This is a genomic window from Amycolatopsis rhabdoformis (genome assembly GCF_035918295.1).
Taxonomy (GTDB): domain Bacteria; phylum Actinomycetota; class Actinomycetes; order Mycobacteriales; family Pseudonocardiaceae; genus Amycolatopsis; species Amycolatopsis rhabdoformis.
Genome location: NZ_CP142149.1, coordinates 9,937,610 through 9,954,108, shown reverse-complemented (window position 1 = coordinate 9,954,108; position 16,499 = coordinate 9,937,610). Strand labels below are relative to the sequence as shown.

14 protein-coding genes are annotated in these 16,499 nt (G+C 70.2%); 8 read left to right on the top strand and 6 right to left on the bottom strand.

The features are described 5' to 3' along the window. Positions 1 to 163: 163 nt before the first annotated feature. Both VSH64_RS46360 and ilvA read left to right on the top strand, forming a co-directional pair. The gene (locus tag VSH64_RS46360; RefSeq protein WP_326569095.1) at positions 164 to 1,591 is read left to right on the top strand and encodes a short-chain fatty acyl-CoA regulator family protein; all 1,428 of its coding nucleotides are present in this window, start codon (positions 164 to 166) and stop codon (positions 1,589 to 1,591) included. 127 nt (positions 1,592 to 1,718) lie between these two features. Continuing rightward, the gene (gene ilvA / locus VSH64_RS46355) at positions 1,719 to 2,975 is read left to right on the top strand and encodes a threonine ammonia-lyase IlvA (protein WP_326569094.1); all 1,257 of its coding nucleotides are present in this window, start codon (positions 1,719 to 1,721) and stop codon (positions 2,973 to 2,975) included. Positions 2,976 to 3,019: 44 nt separating this feature from the next. On the opposite strand, the gene VSH64_RS46350 is transcribed toward ilvA, so the two are convergent. The 3 genes from VSH64_RS46350 to VSH64_RS46340 all read right to left on the bottom strand — a co-directional run bounded on the left by VSH64_RS46350 (position 3,020) and on the right by VSH64_RS46340 (position 5,718). After that, a complete protein-coding gene (locus tag VSH64_RS46350; protein WP_326569093.1) occupies positions 3,020 to 3,364 on the bottom strand; it encodes a nuclear transport factor 2 family protein in 345 nt (114 codons plus the stop codon). A gap of 58 nt (positions 3,365 to 3,422) precedes the next feature. Then, positions 3,423 to 4,892: an alpha/beta fold hydrolase gene (locus tag VSH64_RS46345; RefSeq protein WP_326569092.1), complete on the bottom strand. Its 1,470-nt coding sequence runs from the start codon at positions 4,890 to 4,892 to the stop codon at positions 3,423 to 3,425. Between the two features lie 100 nt (positions 4,893 to 4,992). Beyond that, positions 4,993 to 5,718 carry a FadR/GntR family transcriptional regulator gene (locus VSH64_RS46340; protein WP_326569091.1) on the bottom strand — a complete coding sequence of 242 codons (726 nt, stop codon included), beginning with the start codon at positions 5,716 to 5,718 and terminating at the stop codon, positions 4,993 to 4,995. 77 nt (positions 5,719 to 5,795) lie between these two features. On the opposite strand from VSH64_RS46340, the gene VSH64_RS46335 reads away from it, so the two are divergent. Together VSH64_RS46335 and VSH64_RS46330 are read left to right on the top strand one after the other, a co-directional pair. Next, on the top strand, positions 5,796 to 6,677 hold the full coding sequence (locus VSH64_RS46335; protein ID WP_326569090.1) for a carbon-nitrogen hydrolase family protein: 882 nt from the start codon (positions 5,796 to 5,798) through the stop codon (positions 6,675 to 6,677). Beyond that, positions 6,674 to 8,008, top strand: coding sequence for an APC family permease (locus tag VSH64_RS46330; RefSeq protein WP_326569089.1), 1,335 nt, complete (start codon positions 6,674 to 6,676; stop codon positions 8,006 to 8,008). The genes VSH64_RS46335 and VSH64_RS46330 overlap by 4 nt, the downstream gene beginning before the upstream one ends. A 154-nt stretch (positions 8,009 to 8,162) precedes the next feature. Here the strand turns inward: VSH64_RS46330 and VSH64_RS46325 are convergent, their stop codons facing one another. Beyond that, a complete protein-coding gene (locus VSH64_RS46325) occupies positions 8,163 to 8,918 on the bottom strand; it encodes an acyltransferase (RefSeq protein WP_326569088.1) in 756 nt (251 codons plus the stop codon). 53 nt (positions 8,919 to 8,971) lie between these two features. Here VSH64_RS46325 and VSH64_RS46320 point away from each other — a divergent pair, with 53 nt between their 5' ends. Then, a complete protein-coding gene (locus tag VSH64_RS46320; protein ID WP_326569087.1) occupies positions 8,972 to 9,919 on the top strand; it encodes a nucleoside hydrolase in 948 nt (315 codons plus the stop codon). A gap of 683 nt (positions 9,920 to 10,602) precedes the next feature. After that, positions 10,603 to 11,772 (top strand): C40 family peptidase, encoded by a 1,170-nt coding sequence (locus VSH64_RS46315; protein ID WP_326569086.1) that lies wholly within the window; start codon positions 10,603 to 10,605, stop codon positions 11,770 to 11,772. Between the two features lie 3 nt (positions 11,773 to 11,775). Here VSH64_RS46315 and VSH64_RS46310 read toward each other — a convergent pair whose 3' ends face one another. Together VSH64_RS46310 and VSH64_RS46305 are read right to left on the bottom strand one after the other, a co-directional pair. Further along, complete coding sequence (locus tag VSH64_RS46310) at positions 11,776 to 13,377, bottom strand: FAD-dependent oxidoreductase (RefSeq protein ID WP_326569085.1); 1,602 nt, start codon at positions 13,375 to 13,377, stop codon at positions 11,776 to 11,778. Positions 13,378 to 13,429: 52 nt separating this feature from the next. Continuing rightward, complete coding sequence (locus tag VSH64_RS46305) at positions 13,430 to 14,089, bottom strand: TetR/AcrR family transcriptional regulator (RefSeq protein ID WP_326569084.1); 660 nt, start codon at positions 14,087 to 14,089, stop codon at positions 13,430 to 13,432. Between the two features lie 670 nt (positions 14,090 to 14,759). On the opposite strand from VSH64_RS46305, the gene VSH64_RS46300 reads away from it, so the two are divergent. Further along, on the top strand, positions 14,760 to 15,116 hold the full coding sequence (locus VSH64_RS46300; RefSeq protein WP_326569083.1) for a GatB/YqeY domain-containing protein: 357 nt from the start codon (positions 14,760 to 14,762) through the stop codon (positions 15,114 to 15,116). 470 nt (positions 15,117 to 15,586) lie between these two features. Continuing rightward, positions 15,587 to 16,408 (top strand): helix-turn-helix domain-containing protein, encoded by an 822-nt coding sequence (locus VSH64_RS46295; RefSeq protein ID WP_326569082.1) that lies wholly within the window; start codon positions 15,587 to 15,589, stop codon positions 16,406 to 16,408. The last annotated feature ends 91 nt before the right edge of the window (positions 16,409 to 16,499 follow it).

The following is a 16,499-nucleotide window of genomic DNA, read 5'->3' as shown; positions in this document are numbered from 1 at the left end:
CGAAAAGGCAGTCCATAGCTCCAATTTGCCAATTTGTGCGAAGGATGCGTAGCATCTTGCAAAGCTTGCAAATCAACGGTTCGCAAGTTGAGTGAAAATCCACGGCCTTGATCGTTCACGTAATCGTTCAGGGCCGGAAACCTTCCGGCCGAACGGAGGAGCGATGGACAAAACTTTCGCCGGGGCGCGGCTACGGCATCTGCGCGAGAGCCGCTCGATGAGCCAGGCAGACCTCGCTCGTGTGCTCGAGATCTCACCCAGCTACCTGAATCAGATCGAGCACAACTCGCGGCCGTTGACGGTGCCGGTGCTGCTGCGGATCACGCAGGCGTTCGGCGTCGACACGGAGTTCTTCGCCAACAACGACACGTCTCGCCTGGTCGCGGACGTGAAGGAGGCGCTGCTCGACGAGGTCGTGGGCGTCGAGGTGACCACGAGCGAGCTCAACGAGCTGGCTTCCAACCTGCCGTCGATCGCCCAGGCGCTGGTGAAGCTGCACCGCAGCTATCGCAACGCGGTGGAAAGCACCGTCGCGCTCACCACGGAAAACGGCCTCGGCCTGCACGGCAGTGCGGCGGCGCCGTTGCCGCACGAGGAGGTGCGGGACTTCTTCTACGAGCGGGAGAACTACGTCGCCGAGCTCGATGAGCGGGCGGAACGCATGGCTTCGGAGATTCCGTTGCGCCGCGGGACGGCGCTCACGGCGTTGAAGGATCGCCTCTGGCAGCGCTACGGCGTGGAGGTGACGAGCGAAGGACTGAACGAAGCCGCAGGTCAGCAGCACCGCTACGAGCCCGCGACGCGCGTGCTCCGCCTCGCGCCGAGCTTGCGCGTGGGGCAACAGGCGTTCCGGATGGCTTCGCAGATCGCGCTGCTCGAATACGACGACCTGATCACCGAGCTGGCCGATTCGTGGGCGTTTTCGGGGCCGGCCGCGCGGACGCTCGCGCGCGTCGGCCTGGCGAACTACTTCGCGGGCGCGCTGATCCTGCCGTATGGCCCTTTTCTGACCACGGCCGAGAAGTTCCGTTACGACATCGAGCGGCTGTGCGACCACTTCGGCGTCGGCTTCGAGACGGTGTGCCACCGGCTGTCGACGCTTCAGCGGCCGAAGCAGCGGGGCATCCCGTTCTCGTTCGTGCGCGTGGACCGGGCGGGGAACATGTCGAAACGCCAGTCGGCCGCGGGGTTTCACTTCTCGCGCGTCGGGGGCGCGTGTCCGTTGTGGAACATCTACGAGGCGTTCGCTTCGCCTGGCAAGATCCTTACTCAGATCGCCGCCTTGCCCGACGGCAAACGCTACTTCTGGATCGCGCGCACGGTCTCGCGCAACATCGGCGGCTTCGGCAGCCCGGGCAAGACGTTCACCGTCGGCCTCGGCTGCGAGCTGCGTCACGCGGGCCGGCTCGTGTACTCCACCGGTCTCGATCTGGACGAGCCCGCCGCGGCGACGCCGATCGGGATGGGCTGCAAAGTCTGTGAACGTCCGACGTGCACGCAGCGCGCGTTCCCGGCGATCGGCAAACCGCTGACGGTGGACGAGAACACGAGCACCTTCGTGCCGTATCCGGCGGTGCCGAAGAGTTCGTGAGCCGCGTGCCGAGTTCGTCCGGAACGTTCATGACCGCGCGAATCCAGCCGTTTCGACGACGTTCGGTGAGGGCGGCCGCCCGCACCGCCTCGGGCGTCGCGATGAGTGGGAAGTAGATTCAACGATCGTGCAACGGATCGATACCGTCAGTGCCCAGATGGTGGAACAGGCCGCGGAGCGGCTCTCGGGTGTGGTCACCCGGACGCCGCTCGAGCCGAACGCCCGGCTGTCGTCCCGGGTGGACGCGCGGGTGTGGCTCAAGCGGGAGGACCAGCAGACGGTCCGCTCGTACAAGATCCGCGGCGCCTACAACTTCATCGTCCAGCTCGACGAGGCCACGCGCTCCCGGGGCGTCGTGTGCGCGAGCGCCGGCAACCACGCGCAGGGCGTCGCATACGCGTGTCGCCGGCTGGGGGCGAAAGGCCGCGTGTACGTGCCGGGCACCACGCCGCGGCAGAAGCGCCAGCGCATCGCGACGTTGGGTGGCGCGCACATCGAGGTGATCGTCGTCGGCGAGACGTACGAGGACGCGTTCGCCGCCGCCAACGAAGACGCCCAGCGCACGGGCGCCACACTCGTCCCGGCGTTCGACGACCCGCGCACCGTCGCCGGTCAGGGAACGGTTGCGCTGGAGATCGTGGACCAGCTCGGCTTCGTGCCGGACGTGCTCGTGGTCCCCGTCGGCGGCGGTGGCCTGCTGGCCGGCATCGCGACGTGGGTGCGCGAGCGGCACCCGGAGATCCGCGTCGTGGGCGTCGAGCCGCGGGGCGCGATGTGCATGGCCGCGGCGCTGGCCGCCGGTGAGCCGGTGCGGATCGACGCGGTGGACTCGTTCGTGGACGGTGCCGCCGTGCGTGAGGCCGGTGGCGTGACCTACCCGCTCGTGCGCGACAGCGGCGCGGAGCTCACCTCGGTGCCGGAAGGCGCCGTGTGCACCGAGATGCTGGCGATGTACCAGGCCGACGGCGTGATCGCCGAACCGGCGGGCGCGCTGGCGTCGGCGGCGCTGGGGACGACGGTGTCGGTCGAGCCGGAGCAGACGGTGGTGTGCATCGTCTCCGGTGGCAACAACGACGTCAGCCGCTACAGCGAGATCCTCGAACGCTCGCTGATGCACGAAGGGCTGAAGCACTACTTCCTCGTCAGCTTCCCCCAAGAGCCCGGTGCGCTGCGCCGGTTCCTCGACGAGATCCTCGGCCCGGAGGACGACGTCACCCGGTTCGAGTACGTGAAGCGCAACAACCGCGAGCTCGGGCCGGCGCTGATCGGCCTCGAGATTCCGCGGCCGGCCGAGCTGCCGGGGCTGCTCGCGCGGCTGGAGGCGAGCCCGTTGCAGGTCGAGCAGGTGGAGCCGGGGAGCCCGTTGTTCCACTTCTTGCTCTGACGTTTGTGCTGGTCAGAAGCATTCGCCACTGAGCGGCAACGGATTCAGACGAGTTCGGCGCTGCCTTCGCGGTAGATCTTGGCGGAGGCGATCCGGCCGTCTCGAAGATGGTAGAAGCCGGCGATCGGGAATGTGCGCGCTTCACCGTTGTGGGTGAGGCGTTCGGTCAGCTGAGCGGCGACGCGGTCGCCGTCGACGAGCAGGTCGTCGATGGTGAGCGTCGGCAACAGCTGGGTCATGGCGGCGCGGAAGAGGTCGGTCAGCTCGGCGCGACCCCGGACGACCGTCGTGCCGGTGATCCACACTGCGTCGTTGGTGAAACCCGCCAGCAGGGCCGCGAGGTCGCGGGCGTTGAACGCGGCCACGTGACGCCGCAGGATCTCACTCACGAATCGAGGCTATCCGCGGCGTCACGTGGGTTTCGCCTTCTGGTGGCTACGGCTGCAGCTACGCCTTCGGTGCCGGGACCGGGTCGCCGGGGCAGGACTGTGTGGAGGTCTGGCCGGTGTCGAAGAACGTGACGGCCGCGGCGGCGCAGGGCAGGCTGGAGAGGGAGCCGTGCGCGTCGTCCTCGATGGTCATGAGGGAGCCGCCGATGTGCCGTTGCATGGCGAGCGCCCAGCCGATCGGGGTGACCGGCTCGAAGGCGTGGCCGACGAGTTGCAGTGGGCTCTTGCCCGCGCTGAAGTGCCATTGCGTCGCCGGCTGGGGCCAGCCGACGCACATCGGCTCGTAGAAGCCGAACGAGCCGGTGACCGGGTTGGCCTTGATGCGGTCGAGGCGGTCTTGCCACACTGCGTCGAAGTCGCGGGGGCTGGGTGACTCGTTGCAGAGCAGGGCGTTCTGCTGGAAGGAGTTGCCGCCGGTGCGTTCGGTGTCCCAGCCGAAGCCGGTTTTCGGCGACGCAGTGGTGGCAGGCTGTGCGGCCGGGGCGGCTGGGGTGGCGCCGTCGCGGATGGCGACCAGCTGGCCGGCGGCCTCGGTCCACTGGGGGCGCGGGTAGGCCAGGAGCTGGCCGACGGCGTCGCCGTTCAGTGGCGAACCGTCCGGGCCGGTACGCGAGTGCGCGGTGAGTTCGGCGCGCAGGGCGAGCAATGCCTTCTCGACCTGGGGTTCGGTGCCGCCGAAGTGGTAGACGGAGTCGTAGCGCGCGACCCACGCGGCGAACTCGCGGAACGTGTTCTCGCCCGAAGCGGCCTGGTCGTCGTCCATCGTCTTGAGGTTCAGCTCGGGCGACATCACGGAGTCGAGCAGCATCTTGTCGACGTGGCTGTCGAAGAGCGTGCGGTACTCGGCACCGAGCGCCGTGCCCCAGGAGACGCCGTAGAAGCCGATCTTCTGCTCGCCCAGCGCTTCGCGGACGCGGTCAACGTCGCGGGCGATGTTGGGCGTGGTGAACGACTTCACGAGCGCGGGGTCTTTCGCGAAGCACGCCGCGTTGGCCGCGGCCTTGTGCTCGGCGAGGAACCGCGCCTGGTCCTTTTCGGACGACGACGGGTCGGGCTGGGCGTCGTCCTCGTCGCACTGGAGGCTCGCGCTGTAGTCGACGCCGCGCGGGTCGAACCCGATGAGGTCGTGGTGGTCCAGCAGGCCGGCGGCCTTGCTCCCGGCGATGGTGAGCGGCGTTTTCATGCCGGACTGACCGGGACCGCCGGGGTTGAACACGATGGCGCCGGTGCGTTCGCCCGTCGCGCGGATGCGGCTCACGGCGATGTCGATCGTGCGGCCGGCGGGGTCGGCGTAGTCGAGCGGCACGGTCACCAGCGCGCACTCCGTGCGCTGATCGTCGGCGTCCCAGCCCTTCGCGATGGACACGCAGGGTTTCCAGTCCAGCCCTTGCGCGGAAGCGAGGGCCGGCACGAGCGGGACCATCGCGACGGCCGCGACAACCGGGACGAGTAAACGGAACTTCGGCATGCTGATGATCATCGGGCCTGCGCGCGAGGACCCGGATCAGCCGATCGGCTGATGTGTGTCACCGATCAGCCGGGATCAGTCCGTAGTGGACTGTCGAGCGTCAGGAACCTGACCTGTCGGAGAGGCCGACGAACATCGTGTGGTGCAGATCGCCGACGTGGGCGCGGGTCATGATGGCCGCCTCGTCGGGGTTGCGGGTGGCGATCGCCTGCACGATCACTTCGTGTTCCCGGTTGGACGCGCGAAGCGCCGACATCCGGTAAGGCAGGTAGAAGCGGTACAGCTCCCGCAGCACCAGCTCGTACTGCCGCACCGCCGCGGCCGGCGCGCCCGAGGCGGCCACGGTGAGGTGGAACTCGGCGTCGAGCTCGTGGAACTCGGCCCAGCCGGCAGCTTCGTCCATGCGGCGGACGAGGTCCCGCAGCTTTTCGACGTCCTCGTCGGTTCGCCGCGTGGCGACGAGCTGGACCAGCCCGGCCTCGATCACCAGCCGGTGGTCGATCAGGTCGTGGACTTCCGCGGACGACTCGCGGTAGGCGTCGACGGCGCCGACCCGACCGGCCGGCGCGTCGGGGGCCACGCTCGTGCCGCCGGTGCGCCCGCGGCGGCGCACCAGCACGCCGTCTTCGCACAACGACACCAGTGCCCGCCGCACGGTGATGTCGCCGACGCCCAGGGCGCGCGCGATCTCGCCGTTGGGCGGCAACCGCTCCCCCGGCGCCAGCAGACCCAGCTCGATCGCGAGGGCGATGCGCGCCCGCACGGTGTCGAGCGCGGACAGGCGCCGGATGCCCGTGAGGGCGGGGGAACCCAGGTCGGCGGCCATGCGAAGACCATACCCACCAAAACATCTCAAAGTGAACACTATTGTTTAAGTGAGCAAGATGGACTATTTTTCGGCGCATGCCCCGCCCCTTGCCGATCGCGCTGGCGCAGCTGCCACCGCGGCCGTACCAGGACCCCGTCTCGGCGTTCGCGGACCAGGCCGGCGCCGTGCTGGCCGAGCACCCCGGAACCCGGCTCGTGGCGTTTCCCGAACTGCACCTGTGCGGTGTCGAGGGGACCGCCGACCAACGCACCGAGCAGCTCAACGCCGCCGCGCAGCCCCTCGACGGACCGCGGACCCGCGAGTTGGCCCAGCTGGCCGGCGACCTCGGCGTCTGGCTTTCGCCGGGCAGCGTCTGCGAACGCGGTGAGCACGACGAGCTGTTCAACACCGCCCTCGTGTTCTCGCCCGCGGGCGAGCTGGCCGGCAGCTACCGCAAGGTGTTCCCGTGGCGGCCGTATGAGCCGTATGACCCGGGTGACCGTTTCGTGGTCGCCGAGCTCGAAGACGTCGGCCGGCTCGGGTTCTCGATCTGCTACGACGCCTGGTTCCCCGAGGTCACGCGCCACCTCGCGTGGCTCGGTGCCGAGCTCGTGCTCAACCCGGTGCAGACCACCACGCCCGACCGGGCGCAGGAGCTCGTGCTCGCGCGGGCCAACGCGATCACCAACCAGGTTTTCGTGGCGAGCGTGAATACGGCCGGTCCCGTCGGGGTAGGAGACAGCATCCTGGTCGATCCCGAGGGCACCGTGCTCGGCGAGCTGCCGGGTGCCGCGTCCGGGGTGCTCGCGCGCACGGTCGACCTGGACGAGGTCGCCCGCGTTCGGCGCGAAGGGACCGCTGGCGTCAACCGGATGTGGGATCAGTTCACGCCGGGTGACAAACCGCTGGAACTCCCCCTGTACGGGGGCCGCATCGAGCCGGACCGGTGGCGTCCGCGAGCAGAAGGAGCCCGATGAGCACCACGAAGGTGACAGCAGGAGCCAAGCTCGAACGACGGCTCGGGCTGCCCGGCGTCGTCCTTTTCGGACTCGCGTACATGGCGCCGCTGATCGTGCTGGGCACGTTCGGCGTGGTGGCGACGACGACCGAGGGCGCGGTGCCGTCGGCGTACATCGTGGCGCTGGTCGCGATGCTTTTCACCGCCGCGAGCTACGGCAAGATGGCCGCGACGCACCCGGTCGCCGGCTCGGCTTACACCTACGTGCGCAAGGCCATCGACTCGCGACTCGGCTTCCTGGTGGGCTGGGCCGTGCTGCTCGACTACTTCTTCCTTCCGATGGTGATCTGGCTGATCGGCGGCGCGTACCTGTCGGCGCAGTTCCCGGGGGTGCCGAGCTGGCTGTGGCTGATCGCGTTCATCGTGCTGACGTCGCTGCTCAACGTCCTCGGCATCAAGATCGCCGAGAAGGCCAACTTCGTCCTCATGGCGTTCCAGGTGCTGGTGATCGCGTTTTTTGTAGTCCTTTCACTCAAGCAGGTGGTCTCGGATGGCCACTCGGTGGCGAGTGGTGACCCGTTTTTCCACTCGGGCACCACGTTCGGCGCGATCTCGGGCGGCGCCGCGGTGGCCGCGTACTCGTTCCTGGGCTTCGACGCCGTGACGACGCTGACCGAGGAAGCCATCGAGCCGAAGCGGACGATTCCGCGCGCGATCCTGCTGACCGCGCTCATCGGCGGTGGCGTGTTCATCGTCCTTTCGTACGTCACTCAGCTGGTGCACCCGGGCTTCGCGTTCGACGACGAGTCGTCGGCGGCGTTCGAGATCGCGCGGCACATCGGCGGGTCGCTGTTCGGGGCGTTTTTCCTGGCGGGCCTGGTGGTGGCGCAGTTCGCGTCGGGCATCGCGGCGCAGGCCAGCGCGTCGCGGCTGATGTTCGCGATGGGCCGCGACGGTGTGCTGCCGCGGGTTTTCGGCCGCTTGCGGCCGAAGCTGAACACGCCGGCGTTCGCGATCTGCCTCACCGGTGTGGTGGGGCTGATCGCGCTGGCGCTGGACGTGACCACGTCGACGTCGTTCATCAACTTCGGGGCGTTCACGGCCTTCACGATGGTCAACGTGAGCGTGATCGCGACCTGGGTCCGCACGCGGCGCACGACGCCGCGCAATGTGCTGACGTGGCTGGTCGCACCGGTGATCGGCGCGCTGGTGGACCTGTGGCTGTTGGTGCACCTGGACGGGCTGGCGCTGACGTTCGGCCTGGTGTGGCTGGGGATCGGGATCGTTTACCTGGTCGTGCTCACGCGCGGGTTCCGCCGGCCGCCGCCGGAGATGTCGTTCGAGGAGTGAGGGGTTCGCCGCCGGATGACCAAGGGGTTCGTTCGGCGGCGAAAGCCGTTGCCGCCGAGTGGCGACGGTCTTGGTGAGCCCGTCGCCACTGAGTGGCAACGGCCTTGGCGGAACCCGTCGCTGTTGTGTGGCAAACGGCCTCCCACCAGCGGATTCAGCCCTCGCCGAGCGTCTTCTGCAGGGCTTTGTTCGCCTTGCGGGCCATGTCGGCGACGGCTTCTCGGCGGGCGGCGTCGGCGGCGTAGTCGTCCTTGCGGTTGCGCACCACGCGCGCGGGCGAGCCCACGGCGATGGAGTACTCCGGAATCTCGCCGCGCACCACGGCGTGGGCGCCGAGCACGCAACCGCGGCCGATGCGGGTTCCCTTGAGGACACTGACCTTCGTGCCGAGCCACGTGTCCGGCCCGATGCGCACCGGCGACTTCACGATGCCCTGGTCCTTGATCGGCACGTGGATGTCGGCGGTGACGTGGTCGAAGTCGCAGATGTAGACCCAGTCGGCGACGAGGGTGGCGGCGCCGAGCTCGATGTCGAGGTAGCAGTTGATCACGTTCTGGCGCCCGAACACGGACTTGTCGCCGATGCGAAGGGACCCCTCGTGACAGCGGATCGCGTTTCCGTCACCGATGTGGACCCAGCGGCCGATCTCGAGCCGGCCGTAACCGGGGCGGCAGTGGATCTCGACGTCTTTCCCGAGGAACACCATGCCGCGCAGGATGATGTGCGGGTTGGCGAGCCGGAATTTGAGCAGGCGGTAGTAACGCACGAGGTACCACGGCGTGTACGCGCGGTTGCGCAGCACCCAGCGCAGCGAGTCCCGCGTCAGGAACTTCGCCTGGTGCGGGTCGAGCCGGGCCCGCCGCCAAGCGCGCACGCGGGACAACGCGGGCGCACCCCACATCGACGTCATGCCGTTGACCGTAACCTGTGCGGGGACGCCCGCCACAGGCAAGGGGAGCACGGATGGGGAGCAAGCTGATCATCGACACCGACCCTGGTGTCGACGACGCTTTCGCGATCGCGCTGGCCGCGGTTTCCGGCGACGTCGAACTGTTGGGGGTGACCACGGTCTTCGGCAACGTGCCGCTGACCAGCACCACCGCCAACGCCCGGCGCCTGCTCCAACTGTGCGACCGCCCCGACGTGCCGGTCGCCGCCGGCGCGTCGCGGCCGCTGGTGCACCTGAGCAAGCGTGGTTCGGGCCACGTCCACGGCAGCGACGGGCTCTCCGGCCACGCGTCTTCCCTGCCGGAGGCGACGCGGCCGTTGGAGTCGCTGGACGCGGTGGGGCTGATGGTCTCGCTGCTGGAAGCAGCCGACGAACCGGTGACGATCGCGCCCATCGGGCCGCTCACGAACATCGCCGCGCTGCTCGCGGCCCACCCGGGCGTGAAGTCGAAGATCTCGCGCATCGTGCTGATGGGCGGCGGGGTCGCGCGGGGCAACAGCACGGCCGTGGCTGAGTTCAACATCTGGGCCGACCCGGAAGCCGCGCGCCGCGTGATCGCGGAGGACGACGTGCCGTGTGTGATGGTGCCGCTCGACCTCACGCACCGCTGCGCCGTGGACAGCGCGTGGCTGGCGAAGCTCGCCGCGTCGGGGCCGCTGGGTCGGATGCTCGAATCGCTGACGCCGGACTACCTCGCCCACTACCGGCAGGTCCTGGGCTTCGACGGCATCGTGATGCACGATGCCGTGGCTGTCGCGGAGGCGATCAGCCCCGGGATTCTGCAGACGGAGACCTACCCGGTGGACATCGACGTGACCGCGGGGCCGGCTCGAGGCATGACGCTCGTCGACCGCCGCGCGGTGCCGGTCGATCCGTCGGGGCGGCCGGTCGAGGTGGCGGTGGATACCGACCTCGATGGGCTGCGGGAGTTCGTGCTGTCGAGACTTGCCGGGGGGCGGTGATGGTGGGGTCGTCGGAGGGTTCGCGGCCGTCGCCGTTGGGTGGCGACGACGGGAAGGCTGTGTCGCCGCATAGTGGCGATGCGCAGGTCGGCGGTCCTTCGCCGGCTGGCGGCGACAACCCGGGCGGGGCCAAGTCGCCGGCTGGTGGAGACGAACAGGCCACTGAGCCGTCGCCGGTCAGAGGAGACGATTCGGCGAGCACCGAGGTGTCGCCGTTGGGTGGCGACGACGGGAACGCCGTGTCGCCGATCAGTGGCAACGACAAGGCCAGCGGCACTTCGTCGGCTGGTGGCGAAAACCCGGTCGGCGCTGAGCAGCCGGGCGATGGCGAAAGTCAGGTCACCGAGGTTTCGACTCCCGATGGCAACGCCGAGGCTTCGCCGCTGGACGGCGACGGGTCAACGGCGTCGCCGCAGGATGGCGAAGGCGAGCCCGCGGAAATGTCGCCCCGCGATGGTCACGCTGAGGCTTCGCCGCTGGACGGCGACGAGACGACCGCCTCGCCGCTGGATGGCGAAGGCGAGCCCGCGGGGATGTCGCTGTTCGATGGTGACGAGAGCGCTGGCGCGTCGCCGGTCGAAGGGGAAAAGGCGGGCTCAGGGTCGTCGCCGGTCAGTGGCGATGGCCAGGTCGGGCGGGGGTTTTCGGGGCCGGTTGAGCCGCTGCCGCCGTTTTCGGCGGCGATGACGGAGCACGAGTCGCTGGGTGGCGACGGGGGCGAGCCGCAGGTCGGGAAGCGGAAGTCGCGGCGGGGGCGGGCGCTGGTGGTGGTCGCGGCCGTGGTTGTGGCGGTCGCGGCGTTGGTGGTGGCCGTGCAGTTCGCGCCGGGGTCGGAGCGGGCGGCGACGACCGCGGCCGAGTCGTCGGTGCCGGGGACGTCGAGTGCATCGGCGTCCAATGCGCCGGCGTCGAGTGTGGCGGTGCCGACGACGCAGCCGAACGTGCCGCAGCCCAGTGAGTTCGACGCGTGGGCGTCGAAGACGAGCCAGTGGTTGGACATCCCGCTGCGGGCGATGACGGGGTACGCGCAGGCGACCGTGACGCTCACCAAGGAACAACCCGCGTGCCACCTGTCGTGGGTGACGCTCGCGGCCATCGGCAAGGTCGCGAGCGACCACGGGCGCGCGCAGGGCGACCACGTCGGCACCGACGGCGCGCTGACCAAGCCGCTGGGCACCGTCGAGGTCCGCGACTTCTACGGACGCACGGTGTCGACGGCCAACGCGTCCGGGCCGATGCAGCTGGCGCCGGCGGTGTGGTCGAAGTGGCAGCGCAGCGCGTCGGGCGGGAAGCCGGATCCGCAGAACATCGACGACGCCGCCCTCACCGCGGGGCGCGCGCTCTGTGCCGGTGGCCGCGATTTGGCGACGGACTGGTGGAACGCGGTTTCGTCGCTGCAGGGCGCGCCCGTTTCGTTGCACCGGATTCTGGCGACAGTGAATGTGTACGGGACCGTCGGGCAGAGCGGCCAGGCGCCGAACCCCGCGGTGCTGAGCGCGGTCGACTTCGCGATCGACCAGATCGGCCTCCCCTACGTGTGGGGCGGCAACGGCAGCGGCGACCCCGATCCGGGGTTCGACTGCTCCGGCCTCACGACGGCCGCGTATGGCAGCGCGGGCGTGAAGCTCATGCGCACGGCGGACACGCAGTTCCACAGCGTCCCCCACGTGAGTGAACCTCAGCTGGGTGACCTGATCTTCTACGGCGAGCCGACGACGAAGATCCACCACGTGGGTCTCTACATCGGCAACCAGCAGATGATCGACGCGCCGCAGACGGGCCAGGCGGTGCAGGTGCACCCGTACCGCAAGCCCGGCGACGACTACGCCGGCGCGGGGCGGCCGACGGCATGACGGTCACGGCGCGTCGGACCCCGCGAGCCAACCCCAGGTCAACGCGGACGCGATGGTGATGCCGCCGGCGATGGTGCCCGGCCCGAAAACGGCTGCGGCGGCGTTGCCGGCCGCGTACAGACCGGGGATGGGCTGACCGGCCCAGTCGAGCACGCGGGCGCGATGGTCGGTCCGGGCGCCGCCCTTGGTGCCGACGGCGCTCGCGTGCACGGGGAGCGCGAAGAACGGCGGCTCGCTGATCGTCCCGAGGTTGGGATGGGCCGCGGTGGCGTCGCCGAAAGCTCGTTCGTAGGCCGTGTTGCCGCGGCGGAAGTCGTCGTCGCGGCCGGCGTCGGCGGTGGCGTTGAAGCGGTCGACGGTGTGCTGCAGCGCGGTGGCGTCGATGCCGACCAGGGCGGCGAGCTTGTCGAGGCTGTCGGCGCTGGGGAGCCAATCAGGCAACGGTTCGTTCGGTGGCACGCCGCCGACGGGGTAGCGCGCGCGGAACTGCGCGTCGCCGATCGCCCAGGCGGGGAGGTTGCGGGGGCGGTGGGTGTTGGCGTCGAGCTCGGCGAAGGCGACGGCACAGTTGTGGCTGGCTTCGTTGACGAACCGGCGGCCGGCGGCGTTCACCCAGATCACGTGTGGCAGGTAGCGCTCGGCCATCACGAGCTGGGCCTGCGGGGTCCCGGCGTCGTCGGGCCAGCGCCGGCCGGGTGCTCGGAACGCGGGCCAGGACCAGTATTCGCCGGTGCGGGACAACTGCGCGCCGGCGTCGGCGGCCAGGCGCAGGCCGTCGCCGTGCTGGACGGGCGGGGTGACGGGGTGGCTGAGCGGGCCGGCGAGCAGCTGTGACCGCAGGTCGGGGTCGTGCTCGAACCCGCCGGTCGCGAGCACGACGCGGCGCGCGGTCAAGCGCCAGGGGTTGCCGTCCCGGTCGGCTTCGACGCCGGTGATCCGTCCGTCGGCGCGGATGAGCCGGCGCACGCGGCAGCCGCGGACCAGCTCAACGCCGGCGTCCCGGCAGCCACGCAGGAGCCCGACGACGAGGCCCGCGCCGAGGGCGACCTCACCGGCGTCGAGCCGCCGCCGCGTCAGGTCGAACGGTGGCGCGCTGCCGGCGAACATGCGGTGCTCGAAGAACTCGTCGTTGGTGAGCACGGGCGCGCCGTAGGGCGGGGGCCAGAGGAGCTCGTCAGGTGAGCCGAGACCGTCGGTGGTCAGCGGCTGAGCTTCGAGGTGCCGGGCCGGTTTGCCGCCGGGGAGTTCGGCGAAGGTGTCGGGGTAGCCGCGTACCACGGTGAAGCGGATCGGGCTGTTTTCCTCGACGAAGCGGACCGCTGCCGGCACTGACCGCACGAAGGTCTCGACCAGCTCCGGGTCCCGGCCGGGCGCGGCGGCGCGGCAGTAGGCCAACGCCTCGCCCTCGCTGTCGGCGAAGCCGGCTTCGTCCTGCAGGTGGTTGTTCGGCGCCCAGACCTGGCCGCCGGACACGGCCGTCGACCCGCCCCAGCGTGGCGACGCCTCGAGCACCACCACGCTTTCTCCACGGGCGGCGGCAGCCAGCGCGGCCGCCAGCCCCGCGGCGCCGGAGCCGATCACCACCACGTCCGTCGTGTCTGTCATGGATCGCACCTCCCAGGTTTGCGTACTAGTACACAAACCTCGGAGGTGGATGTCAAGCGCGCGGGAGGAGGCCGTCCAGCAGGGCGTCGAGGCCGGCGGCGTAGTTGTCCCAGGCGTGCGGCCAGTCGCCGCTCAGGGACGAGATCAACGGAAGCTCGGCGGGATCGGCGTCGAGGATCATGGTGCGTTGCACCTGTGGAGCGTCCTGGTCGTGCTCGGCCGCGCGTGTGGTCGTTGCGTGGCGAATGGTCAGCACGCCCACCGTGTACTGCCAGACGATCCGGTACGCCGCGGCGGCCTGCCGGGGAGCGAGACCCGAAGCGACGAACCCGGTCAGGATCTCCTCCACCAGCCACAGCACGGACGGGCCGGCCAGGTCGCCCTGCGCCAGCACGCCGACCACCCACGGGTGCTCCGCCAGGGCGTCGTGCAGTTGTCGCCACAAAACGACCAGACGCCGGCGCGGGTCTTCCGGCAGCGTCGGCCGTGGCAGTGTGGCGGCGGTGTGGTCGAGCAGGAGCAGCAGGAGTTCGTCCTTGTCGCGGACGTGGCGGTAGAGGGCCATCGGCGAACAGCCGAGTTCGCGGGCGACCCGGCGCATGGTCAGCGCGTCGACGCCCTCGGTCGTGACGATCCGGCCGGCCGCCTCGACGATGTCGTCACGCGACCAACGCGCGGGACGGCCCGGCCGGCCTGGTGCTGCTTCAGCCATGTGCGCAGTCTCGCACCGTTCGATCACACCGACGCTCATCGCGCGCGACCTGTGGTCACGCAGCATCGTGATCGACAGTCCAATCGGGGTACTCACCGCCGCCCGCACGTCGGGGCGCGACGTCCGGTGCGTCCGGCTGGGTCCGCTCGACGCCAGTGAGCCACCGCTCCCCCAGCCGCGCCATTTCGTCGATCAACGGCGCGGCTTCGCCATCCACCAACGCTTGGGCGCTTGTCGAATGCCGCCGCGAAAGCCGTCGATGTTTCGCCCGCTACGAAGGCCTCGGCGCACAGCTCGTCGACCGCCCGCAGCACGTCGTCCTTAGGCGGCCACACCGCGGCCGGGGCAGCCGGTGCTGGGCGAGCGCGCGGCGTCGGTGGTCGTGGTGGGACCGGTCGTGGCCGACGGGTTGCCGTTCAGTGGCGAAACCCGTGTCGTCGGGAGGTGGTGCATCAACTTCACGCACCTGTGGGGAGCGGGTGCTGCACCTCGAAACCGTGGACGACGACGGGGCTGGGTCCATCGTGGACACTCAGTTGGGCATGACAGTCCCCCTCGCGTCGGGAACCATCGACGGTCAACTTGAGGAGCGGAAATGGCGCGCCCGAGGCGGTGGTCGGCTGCTAGCGTCGGATTCCTTCGTTCCCTACTCCCGGATGGAAATCGGCCCATGCGCGCCAGGCTTCGTGCCGGCCTGAAGACGGCACTCAAGAACCGCGACCGCGTCGCCACCACTGCGCTGCGCTCGGCGTTGGCGGCGATCGACAACGCCGAGGCCGTGCCGGTCGATCAGCTGTCGACGGCGACCGGGACGGAACACGTCGCGGGTGCGGCGCTGGGCGTCGGTGCCGCGGAGGCCGAGCGCCGTGAGCTGACGGAAGCCGATGTGCGGGCGATCGTCGAGGCCGAGGTGCTGGAGCGCACGACCGCTGCGGACGAGTACGAGAAGCTCGGCCGGGCCGAGGCGGCGGAGCGGTTGCGGGTCGAGGCGGACGTGCTGAGGCAGTATCTGGAGTCGGCCTCCTGAGGTCGGGTCCGGGGTCTGCGGCGGGCCGGAAATCGGCGCTGACCTCGGTGTCGCCGATTTCCGGCAACGCCACGCCGGGGCTCGCGGACCCGTCGCCGATTCTTGGCGACACCTCGGCGGTGTTTGCGGACCCGTCGCCGATTTCCGGCAACGGTCGAGGCAAGGCTTGCGGGCATGCCACCGACTTCCGGCAACGGTCGCGGCGGGGCTTGCGGGCGTGTCGCCGATTTCTGGCAACGGTCGGGGCGAGGCTTCCCGGCCCGTTGCCGATTTCTGGCAACGGTCGCGGAGGATTCCCGGCCCGTGTCGATTTCTGGCAACGGTCGCGGCGAGGCGGCGGCCGTGCGTTGGCGGCGGCGGATTTGCTTTCGCCGCTGAGGGGCGATCGTGAGGTCCGCGGCCGGTTTCGGCCGTGGTGGTGCCGGGTGGAGAGAGGCGTCGGATGTCGGTGCGGCCGGTACCGTGGTGAGGTGAGCGGCAACGAGCTGGGAGAGTTCCTGCGCGCGCAGCGGGCCCGGCTGGCGCCCGAGGACGCGGGTGTGACGAGTCATCGCCCGAGGAGGGTGAGCGGGCTGCGGCGGGAGGAGGTCGCGGTGCTGGCGGGCGTCAGCGCGGACTACTACGCGCGGCTCGAGCAGGGGCGTGAGCGCAACCCGTCCGGGTCGGTGCTGGACGCGATCGGGCGGGCGCTGCGCCTGGATGCCGATGGTCTCTGGCACGCCTATCGGCTCGCCGGCCTCGTGCCGCGGGTGCAGGAGTGCCGGCGTGACGACGTCTCCCCCGAGCTCCTGCGGCTGATGGGCACCTTCCCCAACGCGGCCGCGTACGTGACCAACCGGCGCCTCGACCTGCTGGCGACCAACGCCCTCGCCGACGCGCTCCTGTCCCCGCTCGGCAAGCCGGCGAACATGGTGCGCACGCTGTTCCACGACCCGGTGGCGCGCGAGCTGTTCGTGGAGTGGGACGACATCGCGGCGAGTGCCGTCGACGCGTTGCGGCTGGCGAGCGGCTACGACCGCGAGCAGGTCGACGAGCTCGTGGACGAGTTGCTGGCCACGAGCGAGGAATTCGCCGTTCTGTGGCGAAACCACGGGGTGAAGGGGCTCGCCGGGACGCGCAAGACGTTCCAGCACCCGGCCGTCGGGCGGATCGTGCTGGACTACCAGACGTTCGACGTGCGCGACGCGTCCGGCCAGTACCTGCTGGTGGGCATCGCGGAGCCGAACAGCGCGAGTGCCGACGCGCTGGCGCTGCTGGGGTCGTTGCACGCGGCGGCCGACCAGCCACGGTGAAGCCGGCCAGGGTGTGCCACTCCTAGGCAGCGGCGTCCTTCCGGGCGCGGCTCGCCGCGGGCAGCCTCGAGGTCACGACGGTCCCCACGAC